Origin of the sequence: Cohnella sp. AR92 (assembly GCF_003990975.1) — a bacterium.
GTDB lineage: Bacteria > Bacillota > Bacilli > Paenibacillales > Paenibacillaceae > Cohnella.
This window is the reverse complement of sequence record NZ_RZJR01000015.1, coordinates 1-22,990: the sequence shown is the minus strand read 5'-3', so window position 1 is coordinate 22,990 and position 22,990 is coordinate 1. Positions and strand designations below refer to the sequence as shown.

Here is a 22,990-nt window from a genome sequence, read left to right as displayed (position 1 = left end):
GCGGAACGATGAAGCGAAGCCGCGATCCCGTTATTCGATCTTTTATCGCCTATCGCGTTATCGCCTTCTTGGTCGCGCTGAGCTTGATCCCGGCCGCCGTCGTTCATGGACAAGCCTCGCCGACGCTGCGGCAGCTCCTCTATTGGGAGGACTCCAAGCGAAGCTCGGCCTTGATGGAGCTCCGATTCGACCCGTCCCATTGGACGGCCGGCCAAGTGCTCTCGCATAAGCCCTATGCCGTCGTGAGCAGCGTCGGCGGAACGTCTTCGGAACTTAAGTACCAGCTTCAGATCTGGAGAGGGACAGCGGTTCGGGAAGGCAGCGCCCTGATGACGGAATGGGACGTGCTCGGCATCTCCGAGCAGGGAGCCGTGTCTCAGGTGCTGGTCAATTACGCCCGGGTGAACAAAACTTACTTCGACGCGCCCAGCCAGAAGGACTTCCGGAATCTGGCGGGCGCGGAGACGTACCCGTGGGCGGATCTGCCGACGGACGCGGAGGCGCAGGCCAGAGGAATTGCTCCGCTGCCGGCAGACGGCTTTATCGACGTCTACGGCATTCTGCCGCACGACGGCTCGATCGTCTTCTCCGCGGCATCCCGTCAAGTGAAGGCGTTGCCGGATATTCCCGCCCAACTGACGCCGGAAGCTCCGCTGCCGAAGACGTTGCCGAACGAACCCGTTGCGGCGATTCCCTCCGATCTAGGCGGCCATTGGAGCGAGCCCTATGTGCTCGATCTGATGGGCAAAACGATCCTAAAGGGATTTCCGGACGGCACGGTGCAGCCCAATCGCAAGCTGTCGCGGGCCGAATTCGTCGCCATGCTGGTCAGGGCGCTTCAGGTCGAGCCGCTCGCTCCGCCGGCCGTCGTCTACTCCGACGTTCCGGCCAATCATTGGGCGAGCAAGGAGATCGCTCTCGCTTACGAGATCGGAATCATCGAGACGGACGGCACGGGACAGTTCCTACCGTCGCGGTCTATCACCCGTCTCGAGATGGCCCGGGTTCTGGCGGCCGCGATGCCTTCCTTCACGCCTCGCCCGGCGGACGGCGCTGCCGGCTTGAAGGACGTAAGCTCGCTGCGCGAAAGCGATCAACAGGCCATTCGGGCTCTGGCGAATGCCGGCATCGTGAGCGGCAACGATCGCGGCGAATTCCGCCCCGGGGATTATCTGACGCGGGGGGAAGCGTCCAAGGTGCTGTCGCAATTCCTGCAGGCCAGGCAATCTGCTTAAATCTACGTTTTTGGCCTTTTCTTCGTCTAGCGGCGAGGGAAGGGCTTTTTTTGGCGTTCATGGTTGTCCTGCAAGGATAGAGGAGGATAACGGACGATTCGAGAGATATCCTGCTATTATGCCGAATAGATTAACGGGGAAGGCCGATTACCGCCGAATCGAGGGATCGTCACGCGATTTTGTCGGTTTACACGGGAGTCGATATGCCCGACAATGATGAGGTTGGATTTTTGTGAACGCGCGTTTATTGAGGAGGATCAACATGAATACTGCTGCTGCGGCGGCAACCGCACCGGAAGCGCCGAACCTGAACCCCGATTCGCAGTCAGCCGGCGCCTCTTATGGCATGGACCATCTATTCGAGAATGAATCGCTGACGGATCGTCGACCGGCGAGGTTCCTGTCCCTGTTGTACAAGGAACATTGGACGAAGCTGGCGATATCGGTCTTCTTTTTCCTGATCAAGCATTCTCCCGTCTATGTTCTCCCGATCGTCACGGCCAACCTGATCAATATGGCGACCAAGCCGGATCAGTACAGCCGGATGGACCTTTGGTGGAATTTTATCCTGTTGTTTGTCGTTATCGTCCAGAATATTCCGACCCAGGTGCTGCACGTATCGTATATGAGCAAAGCCATTCGCTTCGTCGAGGCGGGCCTTAGAAGCACTCTGGTGCGCAAGCTGCAGCGTCTGTCCATGGCGGCTCACGGGGAACTGGCTTCCGGGAAGCTGCAAGCGAAGGTGCTGCGGGACGTCGAGGCGATCGAATTCCTGTCCCGTCAGATGATGCTGTCGGTTATTCCCGCCATCGTGAGCGTCATCGTGGCCATCTGCATCACGGCATCGCGCAGCTGGCTCGTCACGGGCTTCTTTGCCCTGACGATTCCGGCGGCCCTCGTGGTCATTTCTTTCTTCCGCAAGAAAATCCAGAGAACGAACAAGGAGTTCCGCAAACAGATCGAATCGATGTCCGGGCAAGTATCCGAGATGGTCGGCATGATGCCGGTCACCCGCGCGCACGGCTTGGAGAAAACGGAGATCAACAAGATCGATTCGACGCTCGGCCATCTTCGCCACAAGGGTTACCGGCTGGATATCGTGGAAGCCTACTTCGGCTCCTCGGCATGGGTCACCTTCCAGGTGTTCCAGGTGCTCTGCCTGGCGTTCACGATTCTGCTCGCGTATCGGGGAACGATTCCGGTCGGCGACGTCGTGCTGTACCAATCCTTCTTCACGATGATCCTGAACTCGGTCAGCCAGCTGCTCAACGTGTACCCGAACATCGCGAAGGGCTTCGAGTCGATCTACTCGGTCACGGAGATCCTGTTCTCCAAGGACGAAGAGGAATACAAGGGCAAGAAGAAGCTGGAGAAGGTGACCGGCGGCTTCAAGTTCGAATCGGTGCACTTCGGCTATCCGAATTCGGATCGGCACGTGCTGAGCGACTTCAACCTGGATGTCAGAGCCGGCGAATGCATCGCCCTCGTCGGGGCGTCGGGAGCGGGCAAGTCCACGGTGCTGAATCTCGCGATCGGGTTCAACCGGCCGACCCAAGGAAGGGTGCTGCTCGACGGCACTCCGATGGATGAGCTCGCGATGAGCGATTACCGCCAGCATATCGCGGTCGTCCATCAGAGCACGGTGCTGTTCTCGGGTACCATTCGGGAAAATATTACGTACGGACTGCCGACGGTGAGCGAGGAGCAGCTGGAGGAAGTCATCCGCATGACGCATCTCGAGGACGTGATCGCGATGCTTCCGCAAGGGCTGGACACTCCGGTCGGCGAGCATGGCGGCAAGCTGTCCGGCGGCCAGCGGCAGCGGATCGCCATCGCGCGGGCGCTGATCCGCAACCCGTCCGTCATCCTGCTCGACGAAGCGACCTCGGCGCTCGACAACGAATCGGAGTATTACGTCCAGTTGGCGATGCAGAAGCTGATCAAGAACCGCACGACGTTCATCGTCGCGCACCGGCTCTCCACGATCCGGGACGCCGACCGCATCGTCGTTATGAAGCAAGGCAAGTGCGTCGAGATCGGCACTTACGAGGAGCTGATGGCTCGCAAAGGCGAGTTCTATCAGTTGAAGCAGCTCCAAGCGTAGGATGGAAAGAGGGCGACCCTTTGGGGTCGCCCTCTTTTGTTGCAGCGGGCCACAACGCGCAGCTACAGCTCCTCGACTCGCCGAGATGTTGCCGTACGACACTAACTCACGTCTTCGCAGCCACCCGAGTCGAAGATGGCGTACCCGGCACTAGGGTGAAGAGCTAGTCTCACGCGAGACTAATTCAGCGCGTACTCGTCACTTGGGAGTAGAGTTAGTCTCATCGGAGACTAATTCAGCGCGTACTCGTCACTTGGGAGTAGAGTTAGTCTCATCGGAGACTAATTCGGCGCGTACCCGACACATGGGAGAAGAGTTAGTCTCGTCTGAGACTAATTCAACGTGTACACGTCACTCTGGAGAAGAGTTAGTCTCATCGGAGACTAATTCGGCGCGTACCCGACACTCGGGAGAAGAATTAGTCTCGCCTGAGACTAATTCAACGTGTACACGTCACTCTGGAGAAGAGTTAGTCTCATCGGAGACTAATTCAGCGCGTACCCGACACATGGGAGTAGAGTTAGTCTCGCCTGAGACTAATTCGCCCCGCAGCCGCCTCCTAGCTCCTAGTCTCGCTTACGCGTTAGAGCGGCCGCCCGTTCTGGAGCCTCCCCCTTCTTTTGTAGTATGATAATAGTAGAAGAATTACAGGGGGCGGAACGATGTCCGGCAAAGGGATCGAGGAAACGAGCGGCGAGTTGACCAAGCACGAGCAGCTGCTTCACTACATCAAGGAGCTGCCGGTCGGGACGCGGATCTCCGTGCGGCAGATCGCCAAGGAGCGTGACGTGTCGGAAGGGACGGCTTACCGCGCTCTTAAGGAAGCGGAGCAGCTAGGCTACGTCAATACGAAGGAACGGATCGGCACGGTGCGGGTAGACCGCAAAAGGCGCAACCAGCCGGAGCAGCTGACGTTCGCCGAAGTGCTGGAGATCGTGCAAGGGGAGCTGCTCGGAGGCAGGGACGGGCTCGACAAGACGCTCCATAAGTTCGTTATCGGCGCGATGGAGCTGGGCGAGATGATGGGCTACATCGATGCGGGCAGCCTCTTGATCGTCGGCAACCGCGCGAACGCGCAGCGGCTGGCGCTTGAGCAGGGAGCGGGCGTTCTCGTGACGGGGGGCTTCGGAGCGAGCGAGGAGGTACGCTCTTACGCGAACGAGCGGGAGCTGCCGATTCTGAGCTGCAAGTACGATACGTTCACCGTGGCGTCGATGATCAACCGCGCGATGTACGACCGTCTGATCAAGCGCAAAATCATGACGATAGCCGATCTCATCGAGCCGCAAGCGAAGACGGGGGCCTTGAAGCAGACCGCTACGGTCGCCGAATTCTTGAAGGCAAGCGAGGAGGCGGGCTACTCCAGATTCCCGATTACGGACGACTGGAATCGGGTGGTGGGGATCGTGACCTCGAAGGATGTCGTAAGCTCGCCGGGAACGCAGTCGCTGGACAAGCTGATGACGCGCAGGCCGATGACGGTAACGATGGCGACGCCGATCGCTTCCGCCGCTCATCGCATGGTCTCGGAAGGCATCGATCTGCTGCCGGTCGTCGACCGCCAGAGGAAGCTGATCGGAGTCGTCAGCCGCGCGGAAGTGCTTAGGGCGATGCAGTTCGCGTCGAACAACCAGCATCAAGGAGAGACGTTCGATGCGTTGATCTGGGGAGGATTCTCGGAGAGAAGGGACGAGGAGAACCGGCTTGTGTTCACCGGGCTTGCCACGCCGCAGATGATCGGTCCCTTCGGCACCGTATCGGAGGGCGTGCTGACGATGCTGATGCAGCAGGCGGCCGCCAGAGCCGCGAACGACCTGCATAGGCGCGATCACGTTCTGCAGAACATGACGACTTATTTTCTGCGGACGGTTCCGATCGAAGCTTCGCTCTCCATCCTGCCCAGCATCATCGAGGTGAGCCGCCGCCACCTCATGATGGAAGTGACGGTGCTGCAGGACGGAGACGTCATGGCGAGGGCGCTGCTTACCGCGCAGACGATCGATGCTTCGTGAAGTGCGAATGGTTCCGCATTCCCGCGAACAGGTTGAACAAGCCCATCACGAAGAAAATAGAGCCGACAATGACGCGAAGAGTAGAGCCGCTGAACAGCAGCATCTGAATCAGAGCCAGCAGTATAAGCGTCAGGCCGAGGCAGATGTTCATCTTGGCCCCGTACAAGCCGCGCATGACCGCATCGCTGTTCCTTCGCGAACGATAGCTGTAGAAGACGGACAAGACGGACGTCACGATGACGAGCGCGCCGAAGGTCCATTGCAGAGCGGATTCCATAGAACAGTTGCAGCTCCTTCGATTGGCGAATTTGTCCTTTATTGTAGCATAATCGTGTAGCATAATCGAAGATAATCCGCTTCCATCCGCCTGCCGCCAATCGCTAGCCAGCCGTCGTTCATCGCTTGCCGCATCCTCGTACGGCTATTCTATTTTTTAACCGTCGCCTGCTTCGCCTCCACCCACACCTGCAGCACGGAATCGGCGAGCAGCATCGTCCGGATCGTGACGGTGAAGTCCTTGTCCATGATGTCGCCGTAGAGCTTGCTGTCGATCAGGTTGCGTACGAGAGCCGCATCCGAACCGATGTCGTAGACGTTGCGGCCGATCAGAATGGAGAGATCCTTCTCCAGCCTGCGTTTGATCTCCGCCTCGGCGACCTTGTCGATCGGGGGCTTGCCCTTGGGTTCCAGCACGAATACGACGATGCTCCGCGTCTCGCTCACCTTTTTGTTCGCCTGCAATTGGGATTCCGTTAGTTTGAGCTGCTCATGAAGCTCGAAATTCTGCTCCATGATCCGATTCGATTGATCCATGATCATGCTGTTGAAGATCGCCGCTCCCACGATAATCCCGCACAAGAAGAACGCGATCGAGTTCATTCCCTTGCGATAGCGCTTGAAGTCCGGTACTCTCACCGTCGATCACCCCGCGCTCCGGCACATCCATTGGATCAGCTCGGTTGCCAAGTGAGCCCCCAGGAAAGCAAACAAAATATAAGCGATCTGGATCAGCGCTGGGGACAGGTAGCCTTCCATCACATGCGATTCGATGACCCGGATGGGATCGATCGAGCCTCCGATGGCGACGACGACGGCCCAGATTTTGATGCGCGAGGCGATATCCAGCATCGTGGTCTGCGGCGGCAGCCAGATAAACAGCGACACCAGCCCCGCCAGCATCGAAGCGCCCAGCACGACTCCGAAAGCGACGAAGAAGTCCAGGGTCGCCTGCGTAAAGAATCGATTCACATTGTTCAGCTCGCCCATTCCGATCCCCTCCCGAAACATCTATTAACATCTATATGGGACGGGCTTCGCGACATATGATACAATTAAAGAAACAAACATATGATCGTATGTTAATCGGTTCGAAAAGAAGGGATAACGATGTGCGGTTTCGTTCATTTGCATGTTCATAGCGAGTATAGTCTGCTGGACGGGGCTTCCCGCATCAAGGAGATGGCGGGCAAGGCGGCCGACCTCGGGATGAAGGCGCTCGCGCTGACCGATCACGGCGTCATGTACGGCGCTATTCCTTTCTATAAAGCTTGCCGCGAGCGCGGAGTGAAGCCGATCATCGGCATGGAAGCCTACGTGGCGTCCGGCTCCCGGCTGGAGAGGGTCTCCCGCAAGGAGCAGCCCATCTATCATCTGACCTTGCTCGCGAAGAACGAGACAGGCTATCGGAACCTGATGAGGCTGAGCACGATCGGCCATCTGGAAGGTTTCTATTATAAGCCCCGCATCGACTTCGAGGCGCTGAAGCAGCATGCGGAGGGGTTGATCTGCCTCAGCGGCTGTTTGGCAAGCGAATTGTCCCAGCATCTCGTGAACGACCGCTACGAGGAAGCCAAGGAGACGGCGCTTCGCTACCATGAATTGTTCGGGGAGGACTACTTCCTCGAAATCCAGGACCATGGCGTGCTGGAACAGAAGAAGCAGGCTGCGGGCTTGATTCGACTGTCGGAGGAGACCGGCATTCCGCTTGTCGCGACGAACGATTCCCACTACTTGAACGAAGAGGACTCCTCGCTTCAGGATGTGCTCATCTGCATCGGAACCGGCAAGACGCTTGAGGACCAGGACCGGCTCAAGATGGAGACGACCCAGCTCTACCTCAAAAGCGAGGAAGAGATGCGGAAGCTGTTCCCCCATCTCCCGGAGGCCATCGCCAATTCGGCCCTCATCGCCGACCGCTGCGAGCTGGAGCTTGATCTCGGACGCCACATCCTGCCGGAGTACCATCCGCTGCCGGAAGGAATGACCGCCGGCGCCTACCTGGAGTCGTTATGCCAGGCGGGCTTGCAGGAGAGATACGGGCATCGGCCCGATTGGAATGACAGCCAAGCGGAACAGGATGCAGAGCGATCGTTCCGGCAGCAAGCGGAGGAACGGCTTCGTTATGAGCTGGGCGTCATCGGCCGCATGGGGTTCGACGATTATTTTCTCATCGTGTGGGACTTCATCCGGTTCGCCCATGACAACGGAATCGCGGTCGGGCCGGGGCGGGGCTCTTCGGCGGGCAGCCTCGTGGCGTATACGCTGCGCATCACGAACGTCGACCCGATCGAGCACAAGCTGCTGTTCGAGCGCTTCCTGAATCCCGAGCGGGTGACGATGCCCGATATCGACATCGACTTCAGCGACGAGCGGCGGGACGAGGTCATTCGCTACGTCTCGGACAAGTACGGCAGCGGCCACGTGGCGCAGATCATCACGTTCGGTACGCTGGCGGCGCGGGCGGCCGTGCGGGACGTCGGGCGCGTCATGAATCTGCCTTACGGCGACGTGGACAAGGCGGCCAAGCTCATTCCCGGAGCCCCCGGCATGTCCATCGAGCGCGCGATGAAGGAGAACGCCGACTTCAAGGCGATCGCCGAGAAGGATGACCGGGTCGGCGAGATGATCGCGATGGCTCGGCGGGCGGAAGGTTTTCCACGGCATGCATCGACGCATGCGGCGGGCGTTGTCATCTCCTCGGATCCGTTGACCGATTACGTCCCCTTGCAGGAGGGAACGGGGGGCGTACCGCTCACGCAGTACTCGATGGAGCACTTGGAAGCAGTCGGCCTGCTGAAGATGGACTTCCTCGGGCTGCGCACCTTGTCCATCATCGAGAGAGCGATGGCGTGGGTGGAGCAAAGCGAGGGACAAGCGCTCCGCTGGGAGACGATTCCTTATGACGATCCGGCGACGTACGCGCTGATGGGCAAGGGAGATACGATGGGGATCTTCCAGCTGGAATCCGCGGGGGTTCGGCGGGTGTTAAAGGATCTGAAGCCATCCTCGTTCGAGGACATCGTGTCGGTGCTCGCGCTGTACCGGCCGGGGCCGATGGAGTTCATTCCCCAATTCATCCGGACCAAGCACGGCGAGGCCGCGGCGGAGTACCCGCATCCCGATCTCGAACCGATCCTGAAGGATACCCACGGCATCATCGTCTACCAGGAGCAGATCATGCAGATCGCGTCGTCAATGGCCGGATTCTCCCTCGGGGAAGCGGATCTTCTAAGGCGAGCAGTCGGCAAAAAAAAGCGCGAGGTGCTGGACGAGCAGCGTGCGCATTTTGTGAAGGGGAGCTTGGGGCAAGGCTACAGCGAGGAGGAGGCGAACCGCGTCTACGATATGATCGTCAGGTTCGCCGATTACGGATTCCCTCGGGCGCACGCCGCCGCTTACGCGGTGCTTGCCTTCCAGACCGCTTACCTGAAGGCGCACTACCCGGTGTTCTTCATGGCTTCGATGTTGACGGCTGTCATCGGGAACCAGCGCAAAACCGCCGAGTACGTGGACGAGTGCCGCAGAATGGGCATCGAAGTGCTGTCTCCCGACGTCAACGAGAGCGGCGTGCTGTTCACGCCCGTTCCGGGCGAGTCGCCTTCCATTCGCTACGGCCTGGCGGCCGTCAAGAATGTCGGCACCCAAGCGATCGAGAGCATTCTGGAAGCCCGTTCGAGCGGCCGCTTCGAGAGCTTGACCGACCTGTGCCGCCGGGTAGACCCGCGCGTCTGCAACAAGCGGGTGCTGGAGTCGCTGCTCCTGTCCGGAGCGCTCGGCTCTCTGCCCGGACATCGCGCCCAGCAGCTGGCGGCGCTTGACGAGACGGTGGAAGCGGCGGCCGCATGGCGCAAGGAGAAAGCCGAGCTGCAGCTGGAATTGGACCTGGAGCTGCAGGAGCTGGGGGATTCCCCGAACTGGAATGTCGATCTCCCGGACATTCCTCCATTCACGCAGTCGCAGACGCTGGAGCTGGAGCGGGAGCTGCTGGGCCTCTACTTGTCCGGCCATCCGCTCGACGAATACGAGCCGATCTGGGAATCGTACGGGCTCGATCGGCTGGTCGATCTGGCCGACGCGGCTGAAGGTGCTTCCGTCGTCACGGCGGGAATGGTCGTGTCGGTGAAGCCGATCATGACCCGCAAGGGGCAGGCGATGGCCTTCCTGGAGCTGGAGGACCGCATCATGGGCGTCGAGCTGGTCGCCTTCCCCACGGTCTGGAAGAGCGCGGCTTCCCACGTGCGCAAAGGCTCGCTGCTCCTCGTGAAGGCGAAGCTGCAGCTGGGAGACGAGGACTTCAAGCTGCTGGCCGACGAGCTGGTGCCGTTGACCGTGCCGGATTTGCCGGCTCAGGCGGCGCGAATGAGACGAACCGGCTCGTCGCGGCCAAGCGAGCCGAGGACCGGCTCGGCGCGAACAAGCGAGCCGAGCTCGGGCGGGGGCGGCGCGGGCTACGGCCGGCCTCGCGAAGGGGCCGTCGCGAAGGCGCCGGAGAAGCGCCGGGCAGCTCCCGCGGATGCGCGGCCGCCGCAGGCCGGGCGAACGCCGGCGGCCCAGGCGGGAGCGTCCGGGCCGGCGGGTGCCGCGGCCTCGGCGGGCGGCAAGAGTGCCGGCAGCTCTCCGCGCGTCTACATCCGAATCGACGCCCAGAGCGAGACGCCGACGACGATGAACCGCTTGAAGGCGCTGCTTGCCGAGCATCCGGGCCATTCGCCGACGCTGCTCTTCTACGAGAAGGAGCATCGGACGGTCGCCCTGTCCGAAGAGCTTAACGTCAAGCCTTCGCCGGAGCTGTTCCGGCGCATCGAGACTCTCCTCGGCCCGGACAGCGTCCGCGTGAAATAGAAGAAGATAGAAGAAGACCTCCAATCAAGCAGTCTTGCTTGGATGGAGGTCTTTTTCTATTTTCTAAGCCTTTGCATAAGAAATCCTCAGTTCAGCAGAGGAATAGAGAACTTCAGATGAGTAATGGTAACCCATATAGCTCGCCGAACCGCCGCATGATGGCTCCAGATGAGTAATAGCGACCCAACTAGCCCATCGAACCGCCGCATGATGGCTCGAGATGAGTAATGGTTACTTAACTAACGCGTCAACCGTATTATGATGCCTCCAGATGAGTAATGGCGACCCAATTAGCCCATCGAACCGCCGCATGATGGCTCGAGATGAGTAATGGTTACTCAACTAAAGCGCTAACCGAAGTATGATGGCTCCAGATGAGTAATAGCGACCCAATTAGCCCATCGAACCGCCGCATGATGGCTCGAGATGAGTAATGGTTACTCAACTAAAGCGCCAACCAAAGTATGATGGCTCCAGATGAGTAATAGCGACCCAACTAGCCCATCGAACCGCCGCATGATGGCTCGAGATGAGTAATGGTTACTCAACTAAAGCGCTAACCACATATGTGATGCTCCAAATTTGTGTTACGTGGTGCAACAAATTGGCGGAGTTGATGGAGAATGAGCTAATCTGTGGTACGTGGTGCAGCAAGTAGGCGGAATTGCGGGGGAACGAGCGAATTTGTGGTACGTGGTGCAACAAGTAGGCGGAATTATGGGAGAACGAACGAGTTTGTGATACGTGGTGCAACAAGAAGACGGTGTTGCGGAAGAACGAGCTAATCTGTGGTACGTGGTGCAGCAAGTAGGCAGCTTTGCGGAAGGACGAACGAGTTTGTGGTACGTGGTGCAACAAGAAGACGGTGTTGTGGAAGGACGAGCGAGTTTGTGGTACACCGTGCAACAAATCGCGGCACTCCGCCGGCGGAATTAGTCTCAACGGAGACTAACTCGGCGAGTAGCGGCGCTCCGCCGGCACGAAGTAGAGACGCCCCTGAGCTGTGCCATTCGCCATCGGCTCAGCCGCGGAGGGCGATGGTCAGGGCGGCGGCCGCAATGCTTGGTTGCTAGTCTCAAGCCATGTGTGCTATCATTTCATTAATGTGGAGGCACATGACTTCCACCGATTAGGACACGCCATAACGGCGCCAACGCGATTGGAAAGCCTGGATCGCCGGAGAATCAGCTGCCTGTTCAGGCGAGTGCGAATTCTTACAATCAAGACGACTGCGAAGTCGAAGTCTAAGCCATCCATTGGGGGTTCCGCTTCATGTGGACGGTCATTTACATCGCGCCGACCGCGAAGATGGCGGAGCGGATCCAGAAGCGATTGACAGAGGAAGGATTCCTCGTTCGGATACGCCCCATCAATCTGACCAAGCCTCAATACGAGATTTTGGTCCCGTCCGGCGAAGTTCAGGAAGTGCAAGAAGTACTCGGCAGCATTCTGCATCTCTAGCCGATCCGCAAGGGGAGCAACGCGATGAAGCTTTCCCTTTGATCACGGTACGGAAGGGTAAGCTTCGTGCTTACACAGCCTGAATCGTGTGCGCAAGCTTCATCGATGTCCAAGGACGCGAAGGCGTTATCTTGGGGATCCGATTAAGTGTCAAGCCCTGATCCAGGGCCGCGAAATCGTTGATCGGACGATAGGGTATCCGCTTGAGAACGGCTAACATGCGGACCCTGCGCACGTCACGCCTGAACGCTGCGGACCGTTACGAAACATTCGGACGGACCGCCATTTTTGTGCCTTGTGAGGTGTCGCTGTGTTTAAGGATTTTTTCCAGAAGAAGAAATATGCGGTTGTTCCTATGGGGGCGAATACCGCCCCTAATAAGGCCGAGAACGGAACCGAGGACAGGCCCAAGCGGGAGATTCCCGAAGGGCTCATGAATCGATGCTCCAAGTGCGGCAATATTCAATTCACCAAAGAGTTGGAGAAGAACCTTAAGGTTTGCTCCACTTGCGGCCATCATTTTCGACTGAACGCTTGGGAGCGCATCGCGATGACGATCGACGAAGGAACCTTCGCCGAGGTCGACGCCAATCTCGTCTCCGAGGATCCGCTGGATTTCCCGGGGTACAAGAAGAAGCTGAAGCAGCAGACCGACAATTCCGGACTGAAGGACGCGATCGTGACGGGCACGGGAGAGATCGCCGGGTATCCCGTCGTGATCGGGGTCATGAGCTTCGATTTCTTCTCGGGGAGCATGGGATCGGTCGTCGGCGAGAAGATCGCCCGCGCCATCGAGCTTGCGGACGAGAAAGGGCTGCCCTTGCTCGTGTTCTCGACCTCGGGCGGAGCGCGCATGCAAGAGAGCATCCTGAGCCTTATGCAGATGGCCAAGACAAGCGCGGCGCTGGCGAAGTTCCAGGATCGCGGCGGCCTGTTCATCTCGGTCTTCACCGACCCGACGATGGGCGGCGTCTCGGCCAGCTTCGCGAGCCTCGGCGATTACAATCTGGCGGAGCCGGGAGCCGTGGTCGGCTTCGCGGGACGCCTCGTTATCGAGCAGACGATTCGACAGAAGCTGCCGGATAACTTCCAGACGGCCGAATTCAACCTGAAGCACGGCCAACTGGACAAGGTCGTTCACCGCAAGGACATGAAGACCTTCCTAGGGAAGCTGCTGGATATGCATGCCGTGAAAGGAGTGGGCACGGATGTCCGTTGAATTGCCATTCGAGAAGCCGCTGGACGAGCTGAGAAAAAAGATCGACCACTTGCGGCAGGTTGGCTTGGACCAGCAGATCGACTTCACGGAAGAGCTGAATCGGCTGGAGCAACGCTACAAAGAGCTTGAGCAGGAGATCTACACCAATCTGAGACCGGCCGATATTATGCATCTTGCCCGCCTTCATCAACGGCCGACGACTCTTGATTATATCAACCTGGTATTTACCGACTTCATCGAATTGCACGGCGACCGCGTCTTCGCGGACGACCTGGCCATTGTCGGCGGACTGGCCAAGCTCAACGGCGTGCCGGTGACGGTTGTCGGTCATCAGCGCGGGAAGGACACGAAGGACAACATTCAACGCTTCTTCGGCAGTCCGCACCCGGAAGGATTCCGCAAGGCGCTTCGCTTCATGCAGCAAGCGAACAAGTTCGGACGCCCGATCGTCACCTTCATCGACACGAAGGGAGCTTATCCGGGGGATACGGCGGAAGCGCGCAACCAATCGGAAGCGATCGCCCGCAACCTTCTCGAGATGGCGCTCTTCGAAGTTCCGGTCATCTGCGTGGTCATCGGCGAAGGCGGCAGCGGCGGAGCGCTCGCCCTCGGGGTCGGCAATCGCGTTCTGATGCTGGAGAACGCCATCTACTCGGTTATTTCTCCGAACGGCGCGGCGTCGATTCTGTGGAAGGACGCTTCGAAGGCCGATCAAGCGGCGGAAGCCATGAAGATCACGGCCAAGGACCTGAAGGAATTCGGCGTAATCGAGGAGATTATCCCCGAGCCGAAGGGCGGCGCCCAGCGGGATCCGGCCGCTCAAGCGGAAGCGATCCGGGACGTCCTGTGGAAGCATCTGCAGGAATTGTCCGCTCTGACGCCGGAGCAGCTGGTCGAGGATCGGTACAACAAGTTCCGCTCGATCGGCCGATTCGCCGAGCTGGAGCCGGCGGTTCTGACCGAGACTCCATAACGGAAGTGCTTATTTTCTCCCGAAGTGATGGGTTGTCCAACGACAACGCGGCTTCGGGCTTCATTCATGTCAATAGGCGTGTAAACGGAATGTAAAAACGGAGGAAGAACAAAATGAAGCGTAAAACAAAAATCGTATGTACGATCGGTCCGGCAAGCGAATCCCTGGAGAACACGAAGAAGCTGATCCAAGCGGGGATGAACGTCGCTCGCTTGAACTTCTCCCACGGCGATTACGAGGAGCACGGCAACCGCATCAAGGCGATTCGCCAAGCTTGCAAGGAGCTGGGCAAGACGGTCGCAATCCTGCTGGATACCAAGGGACCGGAGATTCGTCTGGGTAAGCTGGCGTCTGAACCGATCGAGCTCGTTCAAGGGGAGCAGATCACCCTGACCACGGAAGAGATTCTGGGCGATATCAACCGCATTCCGGTTACTTATAAGGAGCTTCCGGGAGACGTGAGCGTCGGCTCCACCATTCTGATCGACGACGGCTTGATCGGCCTGACCGTCCTTGAGGTTGCGGGAACCGAGATCAAGTGCGAGATCGTCAACAGCGGTCAGATCAAGAGCAAGAAGGGCGTCAACGTGCCGGGAGTGGCCATCTCCATGCCTGGTATCACGGAGAAGGACGCCAGCGACATCCGCTTCGGCATCGAACAAGGCGTGGACTTCATCGCGGCTTCCTTCGTTCGCCGCGCAAGCGACGTGCTGGAGATCCGCGAGCTGCTCGAACGTCATGACGGCCGCCATATCCAGATCATCTCCAAGATCGAGAACCAGCAGGGCGTCGACAACCTCGACGAGATTCTCGAAGTATCCGACGGCCTGATGGTAGCCCGCGGCGACCTCGGCGTCGAGATCCCGGCGGAAGAAGTGCCGCTCGTTCAGAAGCAAATGATCGAGAAGTGCAACCGCGCGGGCAAGCCGGTTATCACGGCGACCCAGATGCTCGATTCGATGCAGCGCAACCCTCGTCCGACCCGCGCCGAAGCTTCGGACGTCGCTAACGCGATTTTTGACGGCACGGATGCCATCATGCTCTCCGGCGAGACGGCAGCAGGGAAGTACCCGTCCGAGTCCGTACAGACGATGGCGGCGATTGCCGTGCGCGCGGAATCCGCTCTGAATTACCGCGAGATCTTCCAGAAGCAAGCTCAAGCCCAACAGGTATCGGTAACGGAAGCGATCAGCCAAGCGGTGGCCAGCTCGTCGCTCGAGCTTGACGCGAAGGCGATCGTCACTTCCACGGAGAGCGGCTACACGGCTCGCATGGTTTCGAAGTATCGTCCGAAGTCCCCGATCATCGCCGTAACGCCGGAAGAGCAAGTGCTTCGCCGCCTCCAGCTCGTATGGGGCGTCGTACCGGTTCAAGGCACGCTCGTCGGCACGACGGACGAGATGATCGACGTTGCCGTTGAAGGCGCGCTGAAGACGGACCTGGTTCGCCTGGGCGACACGGTCGTCATTACGGCAGGGGTGCCGGTAGGACGTTCCGGCACGACGAACCTGATCAAGATTCACCATATCGGCGAATTGATCGCCCAAGGCCAAGGCATCGGCTCGCAGAGCGCGACGGGCAAGGTCGTGACGGCACGCACGCCGGAAGAAGCCGTCAGCAAAATGACGGACGGCGGCATCCTGGTCGCTCCTTCGACGGACAAGGAGTACATGCCTGCGATCCAGAAGGCTTCTGCCGTCATTACGGAGAGCGGCGGCATCACCTGCCACGCGGCTGTCGTAGGCCTGAACCTGGGCATTCCGGTCATCGTCGGCGTTGCGGACGCGCTGGAGCTGTTGAGCGACGGCACGGAAGTGACTCTTTACGCCGAGAAGGGCGTCATTTACTCGGGTCAAGCGAAGGTTCTTTAATCGAGGGGCCTCCCTATAATCAAAACGGGAAGTAGCGGCGAAGCGGCCGCTACTTCTTGTTTCTGCGAGAGAGTAAGGAGTGGAGGAACATGAGCAAGTGGTTTATGCATCCGATCCGGGTACGCTATCAGGAGACGGACAAGATGGCGGTCGTCTACCATGCGAACTACATCAATTGGTTCGAGATCGGCCGAACGGAATGGATTCGCCAGACGGGACTCTCCTTCCGCGACATCGAGGAGAAGGGCTTGATGTTCCCGGTCGTTCATCTGGAGGCGTCTTACCTGAAGCCGGCGAAGTACGACGATTGGATCACGATCTGCGTCAGGGTGACGGAATTCACCAAGGTTCGCCTGCGCTTCGAATATAAGGTGCTGCTCGGGGACCACGCGCTGGAAGGGACGCTTCGCGAGGAGCTGCCGGAAGCGACGCTGCTGACAAGCGGAAGCTCGCTGCATGGCTGGATCAATGCGGACTGGAAGGTCGTCGCCCTGGACAAGAAAGCGCCGGAGCTGTACGCGCTGCTGAAGGGATTGCTCGAATAGCTGCCGGCGTCGAAGCCGCGGCGGGGATTCAAGGATCAGGGGTTGGCAATTAGCGGAAACGGCAATATTCGCGAAACGATGCCCCTGCTCGTCCGTAGAAAGAGAAACGAGGAGGGGTAGGAGATGTGGATTCGCAAGGCAGGCTTGTTTATTCTGATTGCGATTCTGGCTGAACTGACCGGGATCATACTCATGGGCAGCTGGATCGGCGGCTGGCCGACCTTCGGACTCCTGCTGATCGGAGCGGCTCTGGGGGGCCTGCTCATCCAAACGGAAGGACGCAAGAGTTGGATAGAAGCGCGGCGTTTGATGCAAGAAGGTTCCCCTCCGGGACCGGCGGTGCTCAATGGGGTGTGCGTCGTCGCCGGAGGCGTTCTGCTCGCGATCCCCGGGTTTATCTCGGACATCGTCGGGATTACGCTGCTGCTCCCTTTTACCCGGCCGCTCTACAAGACTTATCTGTACCTATGGCTGGAACGCAAGTTCCGCTCGGGCTCGATTCGCGTGTTTCGCGGCCCGTTCGGACGGTAAGCCTCCTTACGACGAGGCAACTCATGACCTTAAGACCTCCGGTTTAGTCGTTTACGACTAGCTTACGGAGGTTTTTCTTATTGTATAATAAGCTTAAGTTACATCGCTTTGCCGCCGTAGATGATAAATCGGCCGATATCTCGGAAGATGCCCGCACGCTTGAAGGTGGTCAAGAGAATGATGGCGACCGGACCGACGATGAGGCCGAGGAAGCCGAACAGTTTCACTCCGGCGAACATGGCGACCATGGTCGGCAGCGGTTCGAGTCCTACGCTGGAGGAGAGCACCTTGGGCTCGATCACCTGTCTCGCAATCACGACGATCCCGTACAGGATCGCTAATGCCCCGCCCAATCCCCAATCGCCGATCATGAATTGGTAAGCGATCCACGGAACCATCGCGGCGCCGACTCCGAGATAGGGGATAAGGTCGACGAATCCGATCAGAAGGGCGATCGACAAAGCATTCTTGACCCCGATGATCATGAGACCGATGAGGACCGCAATGGCCGTTATCGAGACCAGGATGAATTGAGCGCGAACGTAACCGAACAGGGCGTGGCGAAGATCTCTCCAGACGTCGGAGGCTCGCTGCCTGGTTCTCGGCGGGAACCAGGTCGTCAGCCGTCCGAGGTAACGGCCCCAATCCTTGCTGATAAAAAAGGACGCGAGAAGCACGATGACGGCGATGGCGGCGACCTGCGGCAGCGAGGAGAGGACGTCGACGACGCCGTTGAGGAAGCTGCTGGCCAGATTGGTGCCCGCCTCGGCGACGGCTTTGGCGGTATCGGAGATGCGGTTGTTGATCGTCTCCTGATAATTCGGATTGTTCTGATAGAAGGAGTTGATTCTCTCGATCAGCCTCTGGATATCCGGACTGGCCAGGATGTTCTCGATCGTCTGCTCGGCCCAGTCCAGGAGCTGCTGCAGGGAGCCGGACAGATTCATGATCTCCCCGACAAGCCGGACGACGAGCGCGGAGACGATCGTCAGCATAGAAGCGGTAAACAGAAGCAGCGTCAGCACGACGGACAGCCAACGGGGAAGATGCAGCTTGAGATGAAGGCCGTCGACGATAGGATTCAAAGCATAGGCCAGCAGCCAGCCCAGCAGGAAGGGATAGACGAGAGGCAGGGCCCATCCCAGGACGAACACGATGCCGACCGCGGCAGCAAGCAAACCGAGCAGGCGAAGCCATTGGCCTCCGATCCGACGATTCACGCGAGAGTCACCTCCGGAAGTCCCTTTGGACGATGAATCCATTGTAGTGGATCGGCGGCGGGCTTCGCTCATGGCTAGCTTCCCATTTCAACGAGCAATTTCGACTTCGGCTGGAAGTCCAATCGCCCTGTTTTACACAGAGTTAACAATTCTCCGGCATAATGAGAGGACATAGATTCAGCCAGCGAAAACTAGGGGGACCATGCGTGACAGTATCCAAAAAGTACATCAATAGAGATCTTAGTTGGATCGAGTTCAATAGTCGAGTGCTTGAGGAAGCGGAGGATGCGACGACGCCTCTGCTGGAGAGGCTTCAATTCCTGTCCATCTGCTCCAGCAACCTGGACGAGTTCATGAGCGTCCGAGTCGCCGGGCTGAAGGACCAGTTGAAGGCCGGGTTCCTGAAGGCCGACTTTACCGGATATACGCCGCACGGCTTGCTTAAGCGGGTTATGAAGAGGACTAGCCAGATGGTGCGCAGGCAATACCGGAATTATCGGGACTTGATGCGGGGGCTGGCGAAGGAAGGCACGGTCATCACGGCTTGGGAAGAGCTGAACCGCGAGCAGGCGGAGGCGATGACGGAGTACTTCCACGAGATCGTCTATCCGGTGCTGACGCCGATGGCGGTCGACAGCAGCCGCCCCTTCCCCCTGCTTCACAGCAAAGAGCTGTATCTGGCCGTCGTGCTGAGCGGGGATCCCGCCGACGAGAAGCTGAAGGACCAGACGTTCAGCGCCATCGTTCAAGTGCCTTCGATCCTGTCGAGAACGCTGGAGGTGCCGGGGCGCCGCAATTCCCGCAAGACGACCTATCTGCTGCTGGAGGATCTCATCAAGGTACATATCGGCAAGCTGTTCAGCGGCTACGTGATCGAAGGCGTCCAGGCGTTCCGCGTCACGCGCAACTCCGATCTGGCGCTCAACGAAGAGGGAGCGGAGGACCTGCTGCAGGAGATCGAGAAGGAGCTTCGCCGCCGCAGGCGCGGGTTCCCGGTACGGCTCGAGGTCGAGAACGGCATGCATGAGCACGCGCTGGAGCTGCTGAAGGACGAGCTCGAAGTGACGGAGGACGATATTTTCGAGATCGAAGGCCCTCTTGATCTGACGTTCCTATCGAAGTTCGCTTCCTCGCTTCTGAACTCGGATCATCTCCGTTACCCGCCGATCGACCCGGTCTATCCGATCGAGTTCGAGGAGACGGAGCAGATGATGTCCGTCATCCGCGAGCGGGACGTGCTGGTCTACCATCCGTACGAATCGTTCGAAGCGGTGAACGACTTCCTCTACGAGGCGGCCGTCGACCCGGACGTGCTGGCGATCAAGATGACTCTGTACCGGGTCAACGTGAATTCCGCGCTGGTGAAGGCTCTTGCGCAGGCGGCGGAATCCGGCAAGCAGGTCACCGTCGTCGTGGAGCTCAAGGCCCGGTTCGACGAGGAGCGCAACATCGCTTGGGCGAGACAGCTGGAGAAGGCGGGCTGTCACGTCGTCTATGGCTTGGTCGGGCTCAAAACGCATGCGAAAATCACGCTGGTCGTTCGGAGGGAAGAGGGCTCGCTGCGGAGATACGTCCATGTGGGCACGGGGAATTACAACGAGAATACCTCCAAGGTGTACACGGATGCCGGCCTGTTCACCTGCCATCCGGATATCGGCACGGATGCTTCCGCGCTGTTCAACGAGATGACGGGCTATTCCACTCCGCATGATTGGAAGGCGTTCGCGGTCGCTCCGGCGGGGCTCAAGCCGAAGCTGTTCGATCTGATCGACCGGGAGATCGAGTTCGCCAAGGAAGGCAAGCCCGCCCGAATCGTCGCGAAGATGAACTCGCTGTCCAACCAATCGATGATCGACAAGCTGTACGAGGCGTCGCAGGCGGGAGTCTCGATCCATCTGATCGTCCGCGGCGTCTGCTGCCTCCGTCCCGGCGTTCCCGGGCTTAGCGAGAATGTCAGGGTCATCAGCATCGTCGACCGCTTCCTGGAGCACTCCCGCATTCTGGCCGTCTCGGGAGGCGGAGAGGAAGAGGTCTACATCTCGAGCGCGGACTGGATGACGCGCAACCTGAGCCGGCGAGTCGAGCTGCTCTGCCCGGTCTATGACGCATCGCTTCGTCAGATGCTGCTTAACCTGCTGCAAATGAACCTGCTCGATAACGTTAAGGCGAGGGAGCTGGAATCGGGCGGCAGCTACAAGAGGGTTTCGAACGGCGAGCAGCCGCTGCGCAGCCAATTCGGCGCGGCCGACATTCCGTTGTGGAAGACCGTTGCCGCCTCGATGGATCATCCGTAACCTAAGCCATCCGTAACCTTAAGTCATCCGGAACCTTAAGTCATTTCCTTCCGCGGGTATAGGCTTCGGCGGCATCGTTTTCCTATCATTTTCACACGTAATTGATCCTTTCCTAATCTTCGGCTAATCATTGGGGTATAGAATGATAGCAAGAGCCAAGGTGAGGGGAGGGCGCGAAGTGGTCGAATTCGACGTGATCGTGGACGGCAAGGTTCAGGAGACGATCCGCCCGAAGACGCAGAAGCTGAGAGACATTTACGAGCTTCTGAACGGCGGGTTGATGGGAAGTCTCAAGCGGAAGTACGGCTTCAAGGTGCAAGTAAGGAGAAGAATGGTTTACTAGATAAGGCGTCAATCGTGCGCCTTATCTTTTTTTATAAACAATGCTGCCCTCCCGGTCGTGGACCGAAAGGGCAGCGATGGCAGGTTGAACGAAGGGACTTGTCTAGACGAACTTCGCGATGGTTACGACCGGGGTCAATCCCCAGTTCTTCTTGAAATCCTTCGCCAGCGTCTCCACTTCCATCTTCTCGACTTGCAGCGGATGGCTCGCCGTCGCCCGAAGGTGCAGATGCTTGCCCTTCTGGATCGAGATATCCAGCGCCGAGATGCCTTGGGATTCGCTTCGGTCCAGCGCCGCGGCAAGTTGGAGCAGCATGCCCAGCTTCGCGATCCGTTCGAAGTCGCCTTCCCGCAGAAGGGAACGATAGGGAGCGAGCTTGTTCCTCATCGCGCCGGGCCCCTTGTAGGAAGCGATCGCCGCCGTGAGCAGCATCTCGCGGTGCCCCAAGCCGTTCCAATGGGCGTGCATGAGGATATAGAACGTATGGTCGGAATTATCGCCGACATCGATGATCGACCCGATCCGGAACAGCCGGGAGGCGGAATCGATCAGCGTCCGGAAGGATGCCGGGAGTCCCGCGTCCTCGGCGAGGCTGTCGTACAGCCTCAGAGCGAGCTTGTTCACCTGATCCAGATGAACTTGCGGGACGGTTGGATATAATGAGGTCAAATTGCGTATGCTGTCTTCCAGGACTTGGCGGGAGGTGAGGGTCGCTTCCTGCGAAGGAAGACAATTCTCGAAGAAAATGCCGTCGCGCAAGCCGGCGCCGCAAACGACGATCCGGGAGGCGCGGCATTCGTTAAAGACCGCCCGCAGAATCAACAGGCCGGGTACGATAACGTCGGCCCTGTCCTTGGACAAGCCGGGAATCTTCCGGCGCTTGTCCACGTTCAAGGGAGCCAGCACCTCAAGCGTATGCTCCAGGGCGTGCGCCGGGAATTCGTAACCGTGCAGGTTCGAGAGCGGATAATCGGTGTTGCGCTGGGATACCTTGGCGAACGAGCGGATCGTTCCGCCCAGCCCGATCAGCGGGAGACCGGCATGCTCCCGAATCCAAGGCTCCGCGCGGATCTGGGATTGAAGCTCGGACACGATCTGTTCCGCAAGGGCAAGAGGAATGGCTTCCTCCTTCAGCCCGTATCTTCTGGCCGTGTTGACGCAGCCGAACGGGAACGAGACGGAAGCGACGATTCTTCTTCCTTGAAGGAGGGTAACCTCCGTGCTTCCTCCGCCGATGTCGACGACGAAGCCGTCCTCCACGTCCATCGTGCGCAGCATGGCGATGCTTCCGTATCGCGCTTCATCCTGCCCCGACAGAAGCTCGATGCGCAGCCCGGTCTCGGACGAGAGCTGCATGAGCACCTGCTCGCGATTCGTCGCTTGGCGGACGGCGGCGGTCGCCACCGCTTTGATGCTTGTCGTTCCGTGCATCTTGCAGATGCGCTTGAAGTGCAGGAGAACCTCCGCGAGCTCGTTCACCGCATCCGGCGGGAGTTCCCCGTCGGCATTCAGTTTCTGGCTAAGCCGGGCAGGCCATCGGCCTTGATCGATGACGCGGAAAGCTCCGTGGTCCGTAATCTGATAGACTGCAAGCCGAACGGTATTGGAACCGATATCGATCATTCCGGTAACCGGGTTGTTGTTCAAAGCAATGGCGCCTCCTCTTGTGGATCAAGCATATGATGACGCCTCTATAGGGCGATCGACAGACCGTCTCAGCAGGGAATGCCGATACCAGTTAGGAACTATTCTACCATTCCGCAGGGCTTGACAAAAGAACCTTTATACCTTCGATAAAGAGTCTTTTGTCAAACCCCGCATAAAATAAGGCGCGAACGCATGTGAAACTGGTGCATGACCACAAATTGACCACATCGACTCATTTTTAAATGCTCCTCATCAATTCAGAGAATCTTTGAGAAGCTTCCCGTTTAATCGCTTTAGTAACGTGAAGGTAGATCTTCTTTGTTGTGGCGTCATCTTCATGTCCGAGCCTTTCCATTATTGCAGGAAGCTCTACCCTAGCTTCGGCCAACAGGGATGTATGTGTGTGCCTAAGCG

The 22,990-nt window shown here is 58.7% G+C and carries 18 protein-coding genes; 12 read left to right on the top strand and 6 right to left on the bottom strand.

Going from position 1 to position 22,990, the window contains the following annotated elements:
* Positions 1–8: 8 nt before the first annotated feature.
* The 3 genes from ELR57_RS22450 to ELR57_RS22440 all read left to right on the top strand — a co-directional run bounded on the left by ELR57_RS22450 (position 9) and on the right by ELR57_RS22440 (position 5,351).
* Positions 9–1,235 (top strand): S-layer homology domain-containing protein, encoded by a 1,227-nt coding sequence (locus tag ELR57_RS22450; RefSeq protein ID WP_126961333.1) that lies wholly within the window; start codon positions 9–11, stop codon positions 1,233–1,235.
* Positions 1,236–1,497: 262 nt separating this feature from the next.
* Complete coding sequence (locus ELR57_RS22445; protein ID WP_238162652.1) at positions 1,498–3,339, top strand: ABC transporter ATP-binding protein; 1,842 nt, start codon at positions 1,498–1,500, stop codon at positions 3,337–3,339.
* A 662-nt stretch (positions 3,340–4,001) separates the two neighbouring features.
* Complete coding sequence (locus ELR57_RS22440) at positions 4,002–5,351, top strand: DRTGG domain-containing protein (RefSeq protein ID WP_126961332.1); 1,350 nt, start codon at positions 4,002–4,004, stop codon at positions 5,349–5,351.
* Here ELR57_RS22440 and ELR57_RS22435 read toward each other — a convergent pair.
* From ELR57_RS22435 to ELR57_RS22425, 3 genes are all read right to left on the bottom strand, one after another.
* Complete coding sequence (locus ELR57_RS22435) at positions 5,323–5,628, bottom strand: YtpI family protein (RefSeq protein ID WP_126961331.1); 306 nt, start codon at positions 5,626–5,628, stop codon at positions 5,323–5,325. The genes ELR57_RS22440 and ELR57_RS22435 overlap by 29 nt on opposite strands.
* Before the next feature lie 149 nt (positions 5,629–5,777).
* Positions 5,778–6,266 carry a sporulation membrane protein YtrI gene (locus ELR57_RS22430; RefSeq protein WP_126961330.1) on the bottom strand — a complete coding sequence of 163 codons (489 nt, stop codon included), beginning with the start codon at positions 6,264–6,266 and terminating at the stop codon, positions 5,778–5,780.
* A gap of 6 nt (positions 6,267–6,272) precedes the next feature.
* Positions 6,273–6,599: a YtrH family sporulation protein gene (locus tag ELR57_RS22425; RefSeq protein ID WP_126961444.1), complete on the bottom strand. Its 327-nt coding sequence runs from the start codon at positions 6,597–6,599 to the stop codon at positions 6,273–6,275.
* Positions 6,600–6,737: 138 nt separating this feature from the next.
* On the opposite strand from ELR57_RS22425, the gene ELR57_RS22420 reads away from it, so the two are divergent.
* From ELR57_RS22420 to ELR57_RS22390, 7 genes are all read left to right on the top strand, one after another.
* A complete protein-coding gene (locus ELR57_RS22420; RefSeq protein ID WP_126961329.1) occupies positions 6,738–10,472 on the top strand; it encodes a DNA polymerase III subunit alpha in 3,735 nt (1,244 codons plus the stop codon).
* Between the two features lie 1,272 nt (positions 10,473–11,744).
* Positions 11,745–11,933 carry a glutamate decarboxylase gene (locus ELR57_RS22415; protein ID WP_126961328.1) on the top strand — a complete coding sequence of 63 codons (189 nt, stop codon included), beginning with the start codon at positions 11,745–11,747 and terminating at the stop codon, positions 11,931–11,933.
* 310 nt (positions 11,934–12,243) lie between these two features.
* Positions 12,244–13,152: an acetyl-CoA carboxylase, carboxyltransferase subunit beta gene (accD, locus tag ELR57_RS22410; RefSeq protein WP_126961327.1), complete on the top strand. Its 909-nt coding sequence runs from the start codon at positions 12,244–12,246 to the stop codon at positions 13,150–13,152.
* The gene (accA, locus tag ELR57_RS22405) at positions 13,142–14,125 is read left to right on the top strand and encodes an acetyl-CoA carboxylase carboxyl transferase subunit alpha (protein ID WP_126961326.1); all 984 of its coding nucleotides are present in this window, start codon (positions 13,142–13,144) and stop codon (positions 14,123–14,125) included. The genes accD and accA overlap by 11 nt, the downstream gene beginning before the upstream one ends.
* A 113-nt stretch (positions 14,126–14,238) precedes the next feature.
* Positions 14,239–15,996: a pyruvate kinase gene (gene pyk / locus ELR57_RS22400; RefSeq protein WP_126961325.1), complete on the top strand. Its 1,758-nt coding sequence runs from the start codon at positions 14,239–14,241 to the stop codon at positions 15,994–15,996.
* Positions 15,997–16,085: 89 nt separating this feature from the next.
* Positions 16,086–16,541, top strand: a complete 456-nt coding sequence (locus ELR57_RS22395; RefSeq protein ID WP_126961324.1) for an acyl-CoA thioesterase — start codon at positions 16,086–16,088, stop codon at positions 16,539–16,541.
* A gap of 123 nt (positions 16,542–16,664) precedes the next feature.
* On the top strand, positions 16,665–17,072 hold the full coding sequence (locus tag ELR57_RS22390) for an FxsA family protein (RefSeq protein ID WP_126961323.1): 408 nt from the start codon (positions 16,665–16,667) through the stop codon (positions 17,070–17,072).
* A 98-nt stretch (positions 17,073–17,170) separates the two neighbouring features.
* On the opposite strand, the gene ytvI is transcribed toward ELR57_RS22390, so the two are convergent.
* Positions 17,171–18,292 (bottom strand): sporulation integral membrane protein YtvI, encoded by a 1,122-nt coding sequence (ytvI, locus tag ELR57_RS22385; protein WP_126961322.1) that lies wholly within the window; start codon positions 18,290–18,292, stop codon positions 17,171–17,173.
* Positions 18,293–18,498: 206 nt separating this feature from the next.
* Here ytvI and ppk1 point away from each other — a divergent pair, with 206 nt between their 5' ends.
* Positions 18,499–20,586: a polyphosphate kinase 1 gene (gene ppk1, locus ELR57_RS22380; protein ID WP_238162651.1), complete on the top strand. Its 2,088-nt coding sequence runs from the start codon at positions 18,499–18,501 to the stop codon at positions 20,584–20,586.
* Positions 20,587–20,764: 178 nt separating this feature from the next.
* Positions 20,765–20,929 carry a hypothetical protein gene (locus tag ELR57_RS27950; RefSeq protein ID WP_158630136.1) on the top strand — a complete coding sequence of 55 codons (165 nt, stop codon included), beginning with the start codon at positions 20,765–20,767 and terminating at the stop codon, positions 20,927–20,929.
* Between the two features lie 102 nt (positions 20,930–21,031).
* Here the strand turns inward: ELR57_RS27950 and ELR57_RS22375 are convergent, their stop codons facing one another.
* On the bottom strand, positions 21,032–22,576 hold the full coding sequence (locus ELR57_RS22375) for a Ppx/GppA phosphatase family protein (protein ID WP_238162650.1): 1,545 nt from the start codon (positions 22,574–22,576) through the stop codon (positions 21,032–21,034).
* A 238-nt stretch (positions 22,577–22,814) separates the two neighbouring features.
* Positions 22,815–22,990, bottom strand: a 176-nt coding sequence (locus ELR57_RS22370; protein ID WP_126961320.1) for a tyrosine-type recombinase/integrase, incomplete at its 5' end; no start/stop codon positions are given.